Source organism: Pseudoalteromonas sp. SG43-7, assembly GCF_014164295.1.
GTDB lineage: Bacteria > Pseudomonadota > Gammaproteobacteria > Enterobacterales > Alteromonadaceae > Pseudoalteromonas > Pseudoalteromonas rhizosphaerae.
The window spans coordinates 99,310-113,952 of sequence record NZ_JACJEY010000007.1 but is presented as its reverse complement, the minus strand read 5'-3'; the positions used below and the strand labels follow the sequence as shown (position 1 = coordinate 113,952).

10 protein-coding genes are annotated in these 14,643 nt (G+C 41.5%); 3 read left to right on the top strand and 7 right to left on the bottom strand.

The features are described 5' to 3' along the window. From H5200_RS04830 to H5200_RS04810, 5 genes are read right to left on the bottom strand one after another with little or no spacing between them, the layout of a single operon-like run. The gene (locus H5200_RS04830; protein WP_182761057.1) at window positions 1-1,680 is read right to left on the bottom strand and encodes a GMC family oxidoreductase; all 1,680 of its coding nucleotides are present in this window, start codon (window positions 1,678-1,680) and stop codon (window positions 1-3) included. Window positions 1,681-1,682: 2 nt separating this feature from the next. Further along, the gene (locus H5200_RS04825; protein ID WP_182718784.1) at window positions 1,683-2,375 is read right to left on the bottom strand and encodes a DUF1080 domain-containing protein; all 693 of its coding nucleotides are present in this window, start codon (window positions 2,373-2,375) and stop codon (window positions 1,683-1,685) included. Window positions 2,376-2,411: 36 nt separating this feature from the next. Continuing rightward, window positions 2,412-3,626, bottom strand: a complete 1,215-nt coding sequence (locus H5200_RS04820) for a sugar MFS transporter (protein WP_182761056.1) — start codon at window positions 3,624-3,626, stop codon at window positions 2,412-2,414. Between the two features lie 18 nt (window positions 3,627-3,644). Next, entirely contained in the window at window positions 3,645-4,697 is a 1,053-nt protein-coding gene (locus H5200_RS04815; RefSeq protein WP_182740269.1) for a sugar phosphate isomerase/epimerase, read from the bottom strand. Between the two features lie 3 nt (window positions 4,698-4,700). Then, window positions 4,701-5,861 carry a Gfo/Idh/MocA family protein gene (locus H5200_RS04810; RefSeq protein WP_182740270.1) on the bottom strand — a complete coding sequence of 387 codons (1,161 nt, stop codon included), beginning with the start codon at window positions 5,859-5,861 and terminating at the stop codon, window positions 4,701-4,703. A gap of 163 nt (window positions 5,862-6,024) precedes the next feature. Here H5200_RS04810 and H5200_RS04805 point away from each other — a divergent pair, with 163 nt between their 5' ends. After that, the gene (locus H5200_RS04805) at window positions 6,025-6,750 is read left to right on the top strand and encodes an AraC family transcriptional regulator (RefSeq protein WP_182718797.1); all 726 of its coding nucleotides are present in this window, start codon (window positions 6,025-6,027) and stop codon (window positions 6,748-6,750) included. Here the strand turns inward: H5200_RS04805 and H5200_RS04800 are convergent. Then, window positions 6,747-7,622: a BadF/BadG/BcrA/BcrD ATPase family protein gene (locus H5200_RS04800; RefSeq protein WP_182718788.1), complete on the bottom strand. Its 876-nt coding sequence runs from the start codon at window positions 7,620-7,622 to the stop codon at window positions 6,747-6,749. The two genes, H5200_RS04805 and H5200_RS04800, sit on opposite strands and share 4 nt — an antisense overlap. Further along, the gene (locus tag H5200_RS04795) at window positions 7,615-8,355 is read right to left on the bottom strand and encodes a copper homeostasis protein CutC (protein WP_182761055.1); all 741 of its coding nucleotides are present in this window, start codon (window positions 8,353-8,355) and stop codon (window positions 7,615-7,617) included. Before H5200_RS04795 ends, H5200_RS04800 begins: the two co-directional genes overlap by 8 nt. A gap of 399 nt (window positions 8,356-8,754) precedes the next feature. On the opposite strand from H5200_RS04795, the gene H5200_RS04790 reads away from it, so the two are divergent. After that, window positions 8,755-11,652: a TonB-dependent receptor gene (locus tag H5200_RS04790; RefSeq protein WP_182761054.1), complete on the top strand. Its 2,898-nt coding sequence runs from the start codon at window positions 8,755-8,757 to the stop codon at window positions 11,650-11,652. A 52-nt stretch (window positions 11,653-11,704) separates the two neighbouring features. Next, window positions 11,705-14,488: a discoidin domain-containing protein gene (locus tag H5200_RS04785; protein WP_182761053.1), complete on the top strand. Its 2,784-nt coding sequence runs from the start codon at window positions 11,705-11,707 to the stop codon at window positions 14,486-14,488. Window positions 14,489-14,643 lie beyond the last annotated feature (155 nt).

Genomic DNA, 14,643 nt, shown 5'->3' with positions numbered 1-14,643 from the left:
TTACAGCGCTCCTTGTTCTATTTGTTTGGCTATCCAGGTTGAATTACGCATTGCCAATGTCATGATGGTTAATGTGCAATTTTTATGTGGATTAGAGGTAAATACCCCTGCATCCATCACAAATAAGTTGTCGCAATCCCATGTTTGGCCCCATTGATTGGTCACTGAATCCTTTGCTGAGCTGCCCATGCGAGTGGTGCCTACTTCATGAATGATCTCGCCACCTTTTGAAATTGCTTTTTCAGCAGCAGGTAATTTGCCCACAGTAGCCCCTAGATTTTCAAGGATCTGTTTCGCTGTTTTTAAGCCGTGCTCAATTTGTTTTAGCTCACGATCTGACCATTTGAAATGAAATTTCGAAACCGGAATGCCCCATTTATCTTTAACATTTTCATCAATTTCCATGTAGGTATCATCGTTGGGGAGCATTTCTCCGCGCAGCGCAAAGCCAACATAAGATCCATAGGCATCACGAACTTGTTGTTTTAGCTCAATACCATAACCACGTTTATCGCCAGAGACTCCAGAGCCAGGTTGATTAAAACCGCTACTGATCTCAAAGTGATAACCACGAGGAAAATCAAGCTCACCTTTGGCATGTGCTTTGTGTCCCCACCAAGGAATAAATAAATGGTTCCCAGTGTGGCCATCTTCGTTATAACGTGGGCGACCTTTTAATGCTGGAACTTGCGCACCAAGCCAAGCACCGGTTGAATCCATTAAGTTACGACCTACTTGGCCACTTGAGTTAGCTAAACCTTTGGGATGCTTGGCGTGTTTTGAATTTAGCAAAATTCGTGCGGATTCGCAGGCACTAGCAGCAAGGATCACGATATCTGCTGTCAGTGTTTTTTCAGCTACGGTTTGCTTATCTATATAAGTTACACCCGTTACTTTACCGTCATCATTAACAGCGACTGATTTAACCATTGCATCAGTAATTATTTCTAAATTCCCAGTTGCTTTTGCCATAGGTAATAATGAGGTTGTAGTTTGAAACGCCGCGCCGATTGAGCAACCATGGCCACAAGGTGTTGCATAAAAGCATGCCATACGATCATCTTTTGGCCGAGTTAATACTGCTCTGTGCATAGGTACGGCTGCGATACCCAGTTTTTTCGCACTGGCAGCAATCAGTAACTCAGGAATTCGCGGCGTTGGTGGTGGCTGTAATACCCCAGGTGCAGATGGCGGCATATCATCAAGGCCGGTATTGGTGCCGCAAATACCCACTAGTTCTTCCGTGATGTCGTACCATGGTGCGATATCATCATAAGTGAAAGGCCAATCTGCGCCGTTGCCATCTTGGCTTTTACCTTTAAAATCATGTTCACTAAAGCGTAATGAGTAACGTCCCCAGTGATTAGTTCTTCCACCTAACATGCGTGCACGCCACCAGTAAAAATCAGTGCCTTTGGCGTTAGTGTAAGGCTCATCAGGAACTTGCCAGCCACCATCGACGGTTGCATCGTAAAAGCCAAAGTTTTTGTCTTTATTTCCTGCGCCCATTAAAGGAGCTTCACTGTTACGGCGAAACATTGGGCTTTCTTTTTTTGGATCGTAATCACGCCCCGCTTCAAGTAATAATACTTTATGGCCTAGTTTAGTTAAGGTATAAGCGGCCATTGCGCCACCTGCGCCGGAGCCAACAACCAGTACTTTATGATCAAATGTAGACATGCTTATAGTTCCTTAATTTTTATATTTTTAAACCACACTTTGTCACCATGATCCTGTAAACCTATGCGACCTTCCTTTGCTGTTGCGAAGTTAGACCAAGTTGCAAATTTACTGTTTTTAACCAAGGTATTCCAAGTACTACTGCCCACAACAATACTGGCAGTGTTGACATCATTTTGCCAAACTTGTAAATGGTCATTAAGCATTCTAATACGCACCGTGTTCCACTCAGTTGCAGGTTTGTGAGCTGAAGTAGGTGGCGTAAATAAATCATAAATAGAGCCAGATAAATGAGAATCTATTTTCGTATCTGAATGACGTTCGTTATCTATAATTTGGATTTCAGGGGCGTGCGAGTAAATATATTTACCCAACTCATCGGCTAGAACAAAAATGCCACTATTGCCAACTTCACTAATTTTCCAATCTAGTTTCAAGTCAAAATTGCGATAGACTTTTTTAGTGAGTATGTCGCCGCCGCCTTTAGTGAGTAACATTGCGCCATTGTCTATGGTCCATTTTGGGCTGAGTGTCTCACTTTTGAAATTGCGCCAGTGCGACATATCTTTGCCATCGAACAGTAATTGCCAGCCAGCTGTTTGTTCTTCTTTAGAAAGTTGGTTATCGGGTGTCTTAGCAAAAGCACTGCTACTAAAAGCCAGTGCAATTGACAACACAGAGATTGATTTAAGCATATAATACCCCTTATTTTTGTGTGTTACTTGTTGCTATTAAACGTATTTTTCAACGTTTTTATTTTTTGTTATAAACAGATGAAGACCAATAAATACAATGATCAGGACAATCGGAAAAACCAGTAGATTTTGTAATACAGCTTGTCCTGCGAGCACTTCAACTTGTTCTACACTGACACTAGTTGTTTGTGCTTGTGTTCGCGCATTATCAATCCAATGGCCTATGACGGGGTTCCAGATGCTCATTGCAAACATGCCAGCTCCACCAATTAACGACATGCCAAGTGCACCTGTTTTTGGGGCATACTCAGCGACACAACCGATCATGGTTGGCCAAAAATAAGTAACGCCAACGGCAAATAGTGCTGCGGCAAGGTAGATGGTATTACCTTGCGCTTGGCTCATTAAAAATATCCCTAGTGTTGAAAAAATGGCTGAGCCCAGTAGGACACCCGATGGACTAAAGCGGTGCACAATCGGGCCCGCAAAAAACCGACCTAATGCCATCAATCCGGTGATCAAAGCTAAAATAACCATAGGCGAAGCGCCTGACGAGCCAAGGATTTGCTCAATCCATTGCTGTGTGCCAAATTCGGTGACTGCTGTCAGTGTCATGCAAATAATGAGAAACAAATACAGCGGCGAGAGTAAGTGTTTTAAGTTGCTGGTGGTTGAATTTTGCTGTGTATCAAACTGTGGAAATTTCGCTTTAAGCATCATCGCACCATAAATAATGGTGGGCACAAGGATCAGCGAAACTTGCCATTGCCAGCTGAAGCCAGCGGATGTCATTGCATTTGAAGCTAATGCACCAATTACGATCCCGCCAGGAAACCAAACATGAAAGCGGTTTAACATAGTGGTGGTGTTTTTAGGATACATTTGGGCGATCAGTGGATTACAACCGGCTTCAACCGATCCATTGGCAAAGCCAATTAAAAAGGTAGAGATCAATAATCCCCAAAAACCATCTGCAGTGATAGTTAAAATAAGTCCGCCTAGGTGGCAAATAAACGCTAATGCAACCAACTTTTTAGCACCAATCGCGTTATAAATGATGCCCCCGAGCATGGTTGCAACCGGAAACCCTAAAAATGCCATGGCATTTACCCAACCTAGTTGTGTACCAGTGAGGCCGAACTGCTCGCCTAGTTGTCCTAAAACGCCAGCCCTTATTGCGAAAGTCATTGATGTGACAATTAATGCAATGCAGCAAAGCCGAAAAATAATACCATTATTGTTGTTATTCATTGTGTGTGACCCTGTTTATTAAATACCTAATATCCGCTTATTTCGCTGATCATTTGTGTCCATTGCGCTAAAGTCATCAAATGCTTTAGCCGTAGGGCGGATCAAATGCTCTTTTATAAATTGTGCGCCTTCTTTCGCCCCATCTTCAGGATGTTTAATGCAACACTCCCACTCCAGAACTGCCCAGCCATCAAAACCATATTGCGTTAATTTGCTAAAGATACTTTTGAAATCAATTTGGCCATCACCTAAGGAGCGAAACCGACCAGGGCGGTCTTGCCAATCTTGATAGCCACCATAAATACCGCTGCGACCATTTGGATTAAACTCTGCATCTTTGACGTGAAATGCTTTAATACGATGGTGATAAATATCAATAAATTCTAAGTAATCAAGTTGTTGTAAAATAAAATGGCTGGGATCATAAAGAATATTTACCCGTGGATGATTATTTGTCGCAGCTAAAAAGCGCTCAAACGTTACGCCATCATGTAAATCTTCCCCTGGGTGAAGTTCATAGCAAACATCCACATCCATTTCATCAAAGTAGTCGAGGATTGGCAGCCAGCGTTTCGCAAGTTCTTGGAATCCTTGCTCTACCAGTCCTTTTGGACGCTGCGGCCAAGGGTAAAAAGTATGCCAAAGTAGCGCTCCTGAAAAAGTCACATGGCTTTTTAAGCCCAAATTTTTACTGGCTTTAGCAGCCATCATTAACTGATTGATGGCCCATTTAGTTCTGGCTATAGGATCACCGCGTAGTGCTTGAGGGGCAAAATTGTCAAACATGTCATCATATGCCGGATGAACGGCTACGAGCTGCCCTTGTAAATGAGTTGATAACTCTGAAATTGTAAGCCCCGCCTGCGCAGCAATACTAGTCACTTCATCGCAATAATCTTGGCTTTGGGCTGCTTTTTCTAAATCGAAAATACGAGAATTTGCAGTCGGTAGCTGAATTGCTTTGTAGCCTAAATTTGCTGCCCACTGACAAATAGTGGCAAAGCTGTTGAAAGGAGCTTCATCGCTGATGAATTGCGCTAAGAAGATCGCTGGACCTTTAATTTGTTTCATTTTTTATCCAATTTTAAATGGTTGCCACTTAGTGTCTTTGCCCGACGCTGCTACAGCATTTTCTATAAATGCCATTCCGCGAATTGCTTCTTTAATACCAGGCACGTCAAAGTCATGGTTAGATGCTGAGTATCCGGCTTTTTTTGCGTGAATTTGTTTTGCAAAATTGACATAGATATTGGCAAATGCTTCAAGGTATCCTTCTGGATGACCTGCAGGTGTTCGCAGTGAATTTTGTGCCGCAGTACTTTTTAGACCAACACCTGCACGTAATAGGGTGGTTGGCGCGTTATGACTTTTGAGCCACAAACTATTTGGTTCCATTTGTGACCACTCAAGACTTGCTTGATCGCCATAAATACGCAAATTAAGATTGTTTTCTTCTCCTAATGCAACTTGGCTGGCAAGAAGAACTCCCTTAGAGTTGTTGTTAAAGCGCAGTAAAACGGTGCCATCGTCATCGAGTGTTCTGCCTGCAACAACATGATTTAAGTCAGCGCATAGTGCGGTGATTTCTAGGCCGCTCACGTATTCAGCTAGATTTGCAGCATGCACCCCTATATCAGCTATACAACAACTAATACCGGCCTTATCAGCATCTAAACGCCATTTGGCTTGTTTGGCATTTTCATCTTCGCTGGTGGCAAGCCAACCTTGAGTGTACTCAACAATAATTTTACGAATAGCGCCCAGCTCGCCATCAGTAATACGTTGGCGTGCTTCTTTGATCATCGGATAACCAGTGTAGGTATGAGTTAATCCGTATAAACAATCACTGGCTTGCAGAGTTTTTTCTAATAACAGCGCTTGTTCTAAATTTAGGGTGGCTGGTTTATCTGATAAAACGTGAAAACCTGCTTCAATCGCACACTTTGCAATTGGGAAATGCAAATGATTTGGCGTCACTATTGCCACAAAATCAATTCGTTGATCGGCAGGTAACTTAGCTTCTTCGCTAAACATTTGTTGGTAGCTGTCATAGCAACGAGTTGGATTTATTCCTAGCATTGCAGCAGTAGCTTGGCTGCGTGTTGGATCTGAACTAAAGGAGCCTGCGACTAACTCAATTAAGCCATCTAAGCGTGCAGCAATGCGATGGATTGCACCAATAAATGCACCTTGTGCACCACCGACCATCCCCATGCGGATTTTGGCATTATTCATGAAAAAAGCTCCATGTCAGTAATCGTCTACTGAGTTTAGTTAATATCATGTTATTGATAATAGAGAATGAACAGCGTAAGGGATAATAAAAATTCGGTTGACAATGCAATAAAATCGGCGTTTTATGTATTATTATAAATTCATATTTATAGAATATATTATTATGGAAGTGCAAGGGATCATAAATAAAGCGGGTGTAAATCAACTGATCGCGGCATTTGATTTATTACCCGATATTTTGTTCTGGGTGAAGGATTCTGATAGTCGAATTCTGTACGCAAATCAACATTTTATTGAACATCAAGGGTATAAGTCATTAGAGCAAATTTTACTGAAAACTGATTTTGATTTTTCATCCAAGCACTTAGCATTTCAATACGTCAATGACGATAAACGTGTAATGAATGGCTATGTTGTTACTGATCGTTTGGAGCTAAACCAAACCTCAAATGGTGAATTGGCCTGGTTTTCAACGTCCAAAAAAGCAATTTTAGCTGACGATGGTCAAATACTGGGCACCTATGGCGTTACACGACATTTACAAAAAACATCAAAGGCTTTGTCGCATGTAAGAGCGATTGAAGGGCCAGTAAATTATATACGTGAACACTATCATCGCAATATCTGTATTGAAGAACTTGCCGAGCTTGCTCATTTATCGGTAAGTGCGTTAGAGCGGCGTTTTAAAAAACATTTAGCAAAAACACCTAATCAATTTATTAATGAAATACGTTTAGAAAACGCACGTAAGCTACTTGTTGAAACTCGTTTACCTATTTCACAAATAGCCTATCAATGCGGTTTTTCTGAGCCTAGCTATTTTAGTAAACAATTCAGACGCTTATTTGGTGAGATCCCCTCGCAAATGCGCGACCAAATTGAGCCCTAAGCCAGCCGTTTGGCTAATTGAATAGCGCCTTGCTCGGGCAGGTAATGCGCATCACATAGATAACCTTGTGCTTTGGTAGATAACCAAGGAGTAATTTTCTCGGCTGTGCCTCCCATTAATGTAATGTTGTGATAGCCGTGGCTAACTAAATGATCGATATAACGGGTAATATAGCGCGCTGCTTGCTCTAAAATAATAATGGTCCAAGGATCATCTTGCATTGCGAAAACTAAAGGCGCAAAACCGGCAAAGTAAGCGGGTTTTGCATTGAGTGCTAATTCTGTCAGCTGGTTACTTGTATCACAATTAAGCTGTGCCAATAAGGTATTTATTAATGGGCTTGAGGGGGATAAGCCATCTAAAACCTCTAATGCATAACGAAATAAAGTTAAACCAATCCAGCCTCCGCTTGCGCCATCACTTAATAATAATCCATGGCCTCCTAATTCAATAACGTTACCGTTTTTTATTGCTCCAGCACAAAAGCCAGTGCCTAAAATAATAATCGCACCACTGTTATCACCATGGGCACCTTGGCAGGCTATGTGTAAGTCAGTTGAAAAGTTAAATTGTGCAAATGGATGCTGCCACTGTGCCATCTTTTTATTTGCACCGGCAATGCCAGCGCCAGCGAGTCCGGCATAGGCATAAATTGCCCCAAGTGTTGATAGCCCTAAACCAGCCTGTTGTAATGCGTGTGTTGTTGCATCAATAATGGATTGCTGCGCCACTTCAACAGAGGTTGCAATATTTGCTGCACCGCTTACTGCCTCTGCAAGTAGGGTGCCTTGTGCGTTTTCAAGCCTGACTCGGCATTTTGTACCGCCGCCATCAATACCTAAATACAGCGGCGGTTGAAAGTGGTTAGTCATTTTTAGCCTGCTCGTTAGTTCGTTGATTTAAAATTGCGTTAATTAATAACGGATCCACCCAGCCATCCTTGTTGTGTACGCCGGAGTAGGCATGTAGTGACACTAAATTATTGTTGGCAAGTTGCCAAAGTGTACTTGCATTATCAGTGGTTACGCCACCACCAATAACAATTTCTATATGAGCATTGGCGTGGCTAATGATTGTTTGTAAATGATTAAGACCTTGCATAACGCCTTTATCATCAGTCCATTTAGTGCCATTTGTGAGGATACGATCAATGCCCAGTTCAGTTAATAGGCCAATTGCCTGTTCGCTGTCTGCTATACAATCAAAAGCGCGATGAAATGTCGTTGCTAAATTATATTTATGTGCGCAGGCAATAAGCGATGTGGTAGCTGCGATATCAACGTCATTGGCGTTTAGCGCACCAAAAACAACACCGGTAGCACCTGCGTGCGCCGCGTGTGCTATTTGTGTAAGCATTAGCTTCAGTATTGTTGCATCAACAATAAATTGATTCGCAACAGGTCGTATCATGATAAGCAACTCGCCTTCTGAGGGCATTGCATGAGCTGCGATAGTCATTGCTGTTGCACTAGGAGTGAGACCTTCAAGTTGCATTGTGCTGCAAAGTTCAATTCTAGAGGCGCCAGCTGTAAATGCGGTTTTTACATTATCAGCTAACTGAATATGATCATCTGCGTTTAAACAGACTTCTAAATTTTTACGCATTGTTTCGTTCCAAAATACCAGCGATGTTGTTAACAATAAAATATTTAATAATAGTTGATACTATCAGAATAAATAAAACTTAGTTATAAATCAGTTGTTTATTTTTGTTTTTTACTTTTTATGAATATGAAAAGTGTTTTTATATGCCATTAATTTAAGTTGATGACTATAAACTAGCTCAGCACTGATTGGATCTTTTTTTAACCTTAACGCCGATTTTGTCCTAGTGGCAACCGAATTTCTATTATCACTTTCTTCGACAGAACCCTATTCTTGAAAAGCAGTTTAACAAGCTATTAACCCAGTTCTGAAATGCCTTAAGGTTTACCCACAGGGATTATCATGGGTTTTAAAGTGCTTTAACACAACTAACCACACACAATAATACTGGAGATAAACATGACCAATAATAAGAACAGTCGTGAATCGGCGGATCTTGCACGGCGGTTTAAGAAATCCGCGCTGCTGCTAGCGTTGATGGCAAACTGTCATGTCGTATACGCACAAGAAGAACAAAAAGCACCAGAAAACGACCTAGAAGTAATTGAAGTTAGGGGCATTCGCGCCTCGGCAGCTGAAAACTTAGCGATTAAGCGGTTGTCTAATGCAACCGTTGACGCCATTACCGCAGAAGATATTGGTAAGTTCCCAGATAAGAATGTGGCGGACTCATTGCAACGTGTGCCAGGGGTCATTATACAACGGGATGGCGGTGAGGGCGCCTCTGTCAGTATTCGTGGTTTATCATCGGACTTAACCTTCACCCAATTAAATGGCAACTTTATAGCATCGTCGCCCGGTGAACCATCGCGTTCATTTTCATACGCATTATTACCTGCAACTATGATCCAACGCGTTGAAGTATATAAATCTTCAGAAGCTCGCCTTGATGAGGGCGGAATCGGCGGTACGGTCTTGTTGTATAGCCGCAAGCCTCTAGATATGGATAAAAACTCTGGGATCATTAATTTTGAAACCAGTAATTCTGATATTACCGATAAGTATGAACCTCAATTTAGCGGTATTTATTCATGGAAAAATGATGATGAAGACTTTGGGGTTTTAGTGGGTTATACAAAACAAGACCGCACTAATCGCTCACAAAGCTCGCGTATCAATATCATGAATAAAAATTATCTTTATTCTGAAATGAAAGATAATCAAATGGTTGAGGGGGGGGCACAAGGTTATGCTGCACAAAGTATGGTTCAGGAAGTCTTAAACGAAGAGCGAAATCGAACCGGGATCCAGTTTACTACTCAATGGCGACCAACTAGTAACTTAGAGCTTGGCTTTAATTATTTTAATTTTAAATTGGGCCAAGACTCAATTTTAAATCAATTAGAATACCCAGAATGGAACAATAACGATAATTTCTGGACCGATGTCCGTGTTGATGAAGAGTCTCAGTTTGTTACAGGTATAGACTACTCTGTTGGTGCATCAGGCACTCAGGCTGTTTCTCCTATCCCACGTATTAATGGTGAATATACGATTGAAGAATCCAGCTCTGATACATATGATTTTTATGCTAAATACGAAGGTGATAATTACAACGTTAAGCTAGTGCTGGGCCATACCGAAGCTGAAGGTGGCCCTTCACAAAAGTATCGTGCCGCTTATTATGCAAATGAATCCTCGCTTTACTATGGTTACGATTTTTCTGATGGGCGCATGACCACCTATATGGATCCAAGTATGATCAGTAACTTGGCTGCAGGCATTGGTGGCGAACCCGATGTAACAGCCACCGATTCTAGTTTTGTGACCGGTACTCAAGAAGAAGATTACGGACAGATTGATTTTGACTATTTTGTGGATTATGGCGTAATTGAAACGTTGCATTTTGGTGCGAAATATCGCAAAGGTAAAATTCATCGCGATACTCGCAACAGCTTTTATCTCTCCCCAGATTTTGATATAGCAAAAGGTGAAGCTGAAGGCACCATTGATTTAGATGATGATTATTCTAAAAATGGCGGCATACCGGATATTGCAGATTTAATTTATTCAGATTCATTAGGTAACTTGTCTGATGTAATTAATACGAACTTATTCCCAGCTGTAAACTGGCATAAATACCAAGATCATTTAAATGAAAACTTTGTTCATTATACGCGTATAGAACCTAACTATGTTTATAGTGTTGAAGAAGAAATTACAGCGGCTTATATGCAAGCTGATTATCGTTTTTCACAAGTACGGGGTAACTTGGGTGTACGCGTAGTGCGCACCAAAACGACCACCGGATCATCAGATAAAATCACCTACCGATTAGATTGGAAGGACGACAATGGCAATGAATTACCAATCGACCAACAACGTGTAGAAGACTTTGTTTTTATTGAAAAAGAGAGTACAGAAACAAAGGTACTGCCCAGCTTTAATATAGTCTGGGATATCGATGACAACTGGGTACTACGTGGAGCGGCATCACAAACCATGGCTCGTCCTGGTTATGATGATTTAGGCCAGTTTCAGACTTTAACGTACACGTCGAATGAATACTCAACGGATCGCTCATCGGCAGACAATTTTGATGCAATTATTGATGGCGAAGGGTGGACAGGATCCGGTGGTAATAACCAGCTAGCGCCATTTGAGTCAACCCAATTTGATATGTCTTTAGAATACTACTACGGAGCTGGCTCTGGCTTTGGTATTGCGTTATTTAAAAAAGATGTTGATAACTTTGTTGTGCCTTTAATAATTGATGTTACCCGCAGTGCACCGGACATTTCATTTAATTTACCTAACGCAGGTGATGAGCAAGTAAATGTCAGTGGCGACAATTTTGCAGTTAGGGATTTTAGCACTGTAGCTAATGGTACGAATGCTTCTTCTGAAGGGGCTGAGTTTTTTATCCAACACTTCTTTGATAATGGCTTTGGTCTTTATGCTAATTATACCCGCAATAACACTAATCAAGCCAATGTAGAGCTTGATGGCGAAAAGGTGGGAGAGTCACCTTTGATAGGTAGTTCTAAATACCAAATGAATTTATCGGTATTTTATGAAGATGACTTATTCAGTGTTCGCGCCTCATACAATAAGCGCGGTCCAACGGTTCAAGGCTACAACGCCTCATGGGAAATGAACTATTACAATGAAGCCTATGATCAGGTAGACGTCAATGCAAGTTATAACTTGACTGATGCTCTCGTGTTATCTGCTTCCGTTATTAACCTCACTCAATCAGATACTTACATGCATCTAGGTGACGATACTAAAAACCGCTTTATTCAAAATGCATACAGTGGTCGTCGTTTTTACGCAGGTGCAACTTACCGCTTTTAATAGCGCAAGGTGAGACGGAACAAATAACCAAGAATCGTATAGAGGAATAAACATGAATAAGCCCAAACTTAGTAAAATATCTAGCATTATGCTGGTAGCAATGATCGGCCTATCAGGGTGTGGTGGAGCTGATGATCCGGATCCGACTGATATCCCAGCAAAAATTGATATTACCTCTGCTGATATTGCCGGTAGTGCAGTGAAAGGGACATTAGGTTTCGCAACGGTCACTGTAAAGCAAATGAATGGCTCAGATATTAAGGTGACATCTAACAGTCAAACCGATGCTGCTGGTATGGTAAATCTGAGCATAGAAAGTCAACAAGGCTTTGGTATTAACGGTATGTTTAAGATGACCGTTAATACGGATGCTAACTCAACGATGATCTGTGATGCGCCCAGCTGTGCTGAACACCTAATCGGTGAACAGCTCAGTGGCACTGAGATTGCTGATCTACAGTTAGCGACTTTAACATATGTTGATGTGCCTTACGCATCCACAAGTGATGGCGTAGCAGACGCTAATTTTCAAGTAAATGCTTTAACTACAACCGCCACTCATTTAGTTGAGCAAGGTATTGCCAATGGTTTAAATGTTGCTGTGCGTGAGTTATATGAATTAGCTTTATCGGATAACTCGCGTTTAGTACTAAAAGCACTGGGGATCGACAGTAAAGCCAATGTATTTAAAACCCAATTGATCAGTGCCGAAAGCTACGATAATTTTGTAGTAGGCCAAGATTGCGATAGTGAAGGTAATTGTACTGACCAATTGGCCGACATTAATATTATTAAACTTTCTTTAGCTAACGCAGTATTTGCAAGTCTTAGTAAAGATGAAACTGTCGCGGGTGTTATTAACGAACTTATTAGCGCGATTAACTTAGCCAATGACGGGGATGTAGTCGCTTTACAGCCATTGCGTGAGCGAATGTTGAAAACCATTGCTGGTTTTCCTTACCTAGATAAATTAGCGCTATCAGCTGAGGATGTCATTGATGTTGCGCTCCCTTTTCTTGAAAGTGCTGCATCTAGTGGCCCTGTTAAAGAAATTACCAATGCTGAAAATCTTGCTACAGCAACCATCACAGCTCGTAATCGCATAAGTGACAACGAAGCTGAAAGTAAAGCATTTGATGGTGATACGAATACCAAGTGGCTTGATCATAATGATTGGTCAGGTGCGTCAAGTGAGCAAGACCCATCTTGGATCCAAGTTGATTTTGCTGAAAAACATGCTGTTAATAGCGTGTTCATTACGAGTGCTAATGATGCTGAGTCTCGAGATCCTCAAAACTTTAATATTCAAGGTTCAGTCGATGGCGAAAACTGGCTAACCTTGGCTAAATTTATTGGTGAGAACTTTGATGAGCGTTTCCAACGACGTGAGTTTCGTTTTGACAATGGCTTAGAATTTTACTCATATCGTTTAAATATCACTAAAAATAGAGGTGATGATGGTTTAATGCAGTTATCAGAGATTGCTTTTGTGGGACCCATAAATGCAAGTGTTGATCATGCAGAACCAATTGGCAGTGCTGTAATATCTGCAAGTGCAGGTGAGAGTTATGCACTGGCATTTGATAGTAATGACGACACAAGTTGGGTCTCTGATGTGCCTTCAACTGAAGTACCCGTTTCGATAACAGTTACGCTCGCACAAGCCGCTGCCGTTGATAAGTTAGTACTGATCTCAGATGCTCAAAACGCAGATGGTGATCCCGCTACATTTTCACTTGCTGCCAGTAATGATAATGGGCAAACATGGGTTCATTTAGCTGATTATTCAGATGAAAAATTCGAACGTCGTGGTGAAAGGTTATCGTTTGCGACCAATAATACACTGGCATTTTCTAGCTATCGTTTAAGCATAACTAAAACTGCCGCTGACGCTGAGTTAAAAATTGCTGAGATTGCCTTGGTAGGACCTAAAGTGGCAGATTTAAATCATGCTTTATCAGCCGATGCAATAATTACCGTTCGTAACCAGATTGGTGATGGTGAGGCGGGTGTTAAAGCGTTCGATGGTAGTGTTGATAGCAAATGGTTGGACCATAATGATTGGGCTGGCGCGCCAAGCGCTGAAAATCCATCTTGGGCAATGGTACAGTTCACTACTACGACAGCGGTTAATAAGCTGGCACTAACAAGTGCAAACGATGCTGACTCACGCGATCCGCAAAACTTTAACTTAGTAGCGTCAAATGACGGTGAAAATTGGATCACACTTGGTGCTTGGTTAGGTGAGAACTTTGAGCAGCGTTTTCAACGACGTGTTTTCACTTTTACTAACGATTTGGGTTTTAGTTTTTATCGCTTCAATATAACTAAAAACCGTGGCGACGATACGCTGATGCAAATAGCAGAGATCGAGCTAATAGGTCCGCAGGTTGCTTCAGTTGATCATTCTGCAACTGCCTCATCAGTCCTTGCAGGTACTGGCGAGCAAGAGGGAGTGGTAGAAAGTAATGCAACGGATGATGATAAAGCGACTATATGGACGGCAGCCACTGAAACTATGCCTGTATGGCTTGATGTTGCATTACCTCAAGCACAGATTGTCACTAATATCGCAATCACGAATGGCAGTGATAGTAACAACAAAGATCCGAAAAACTTCACCTTACAAGGCTCAAATGATGGCGGTAAAACATGGTTAGAAATAGCGAGCTTTAAAGACGAGGAATTTGAACAATTAAACCAACGACGTCTCTTTACAATAGGGAATGGTTTTGCCTTTAGCTTATATCGCTTAAGTATTAGTGCTAACAATGGCGATGCCCAGCAAGTTCAAGTTTCTGAACTCGAACTAATAGGCCCACTGCAACCATTTTAGTTTTGATTTTTTTGGCAGCTTGTGAGTGCTAAATAGCGCTCCAAGCTACCTATTTTTTAGGTGAAACGGTAAATAATATGTTGTTTAAGAATAAACTTTCGCGATTAAAAAGGTGCTCTGCCATTTTAATAAGCCTTTTATTATGCAGTTTTTAT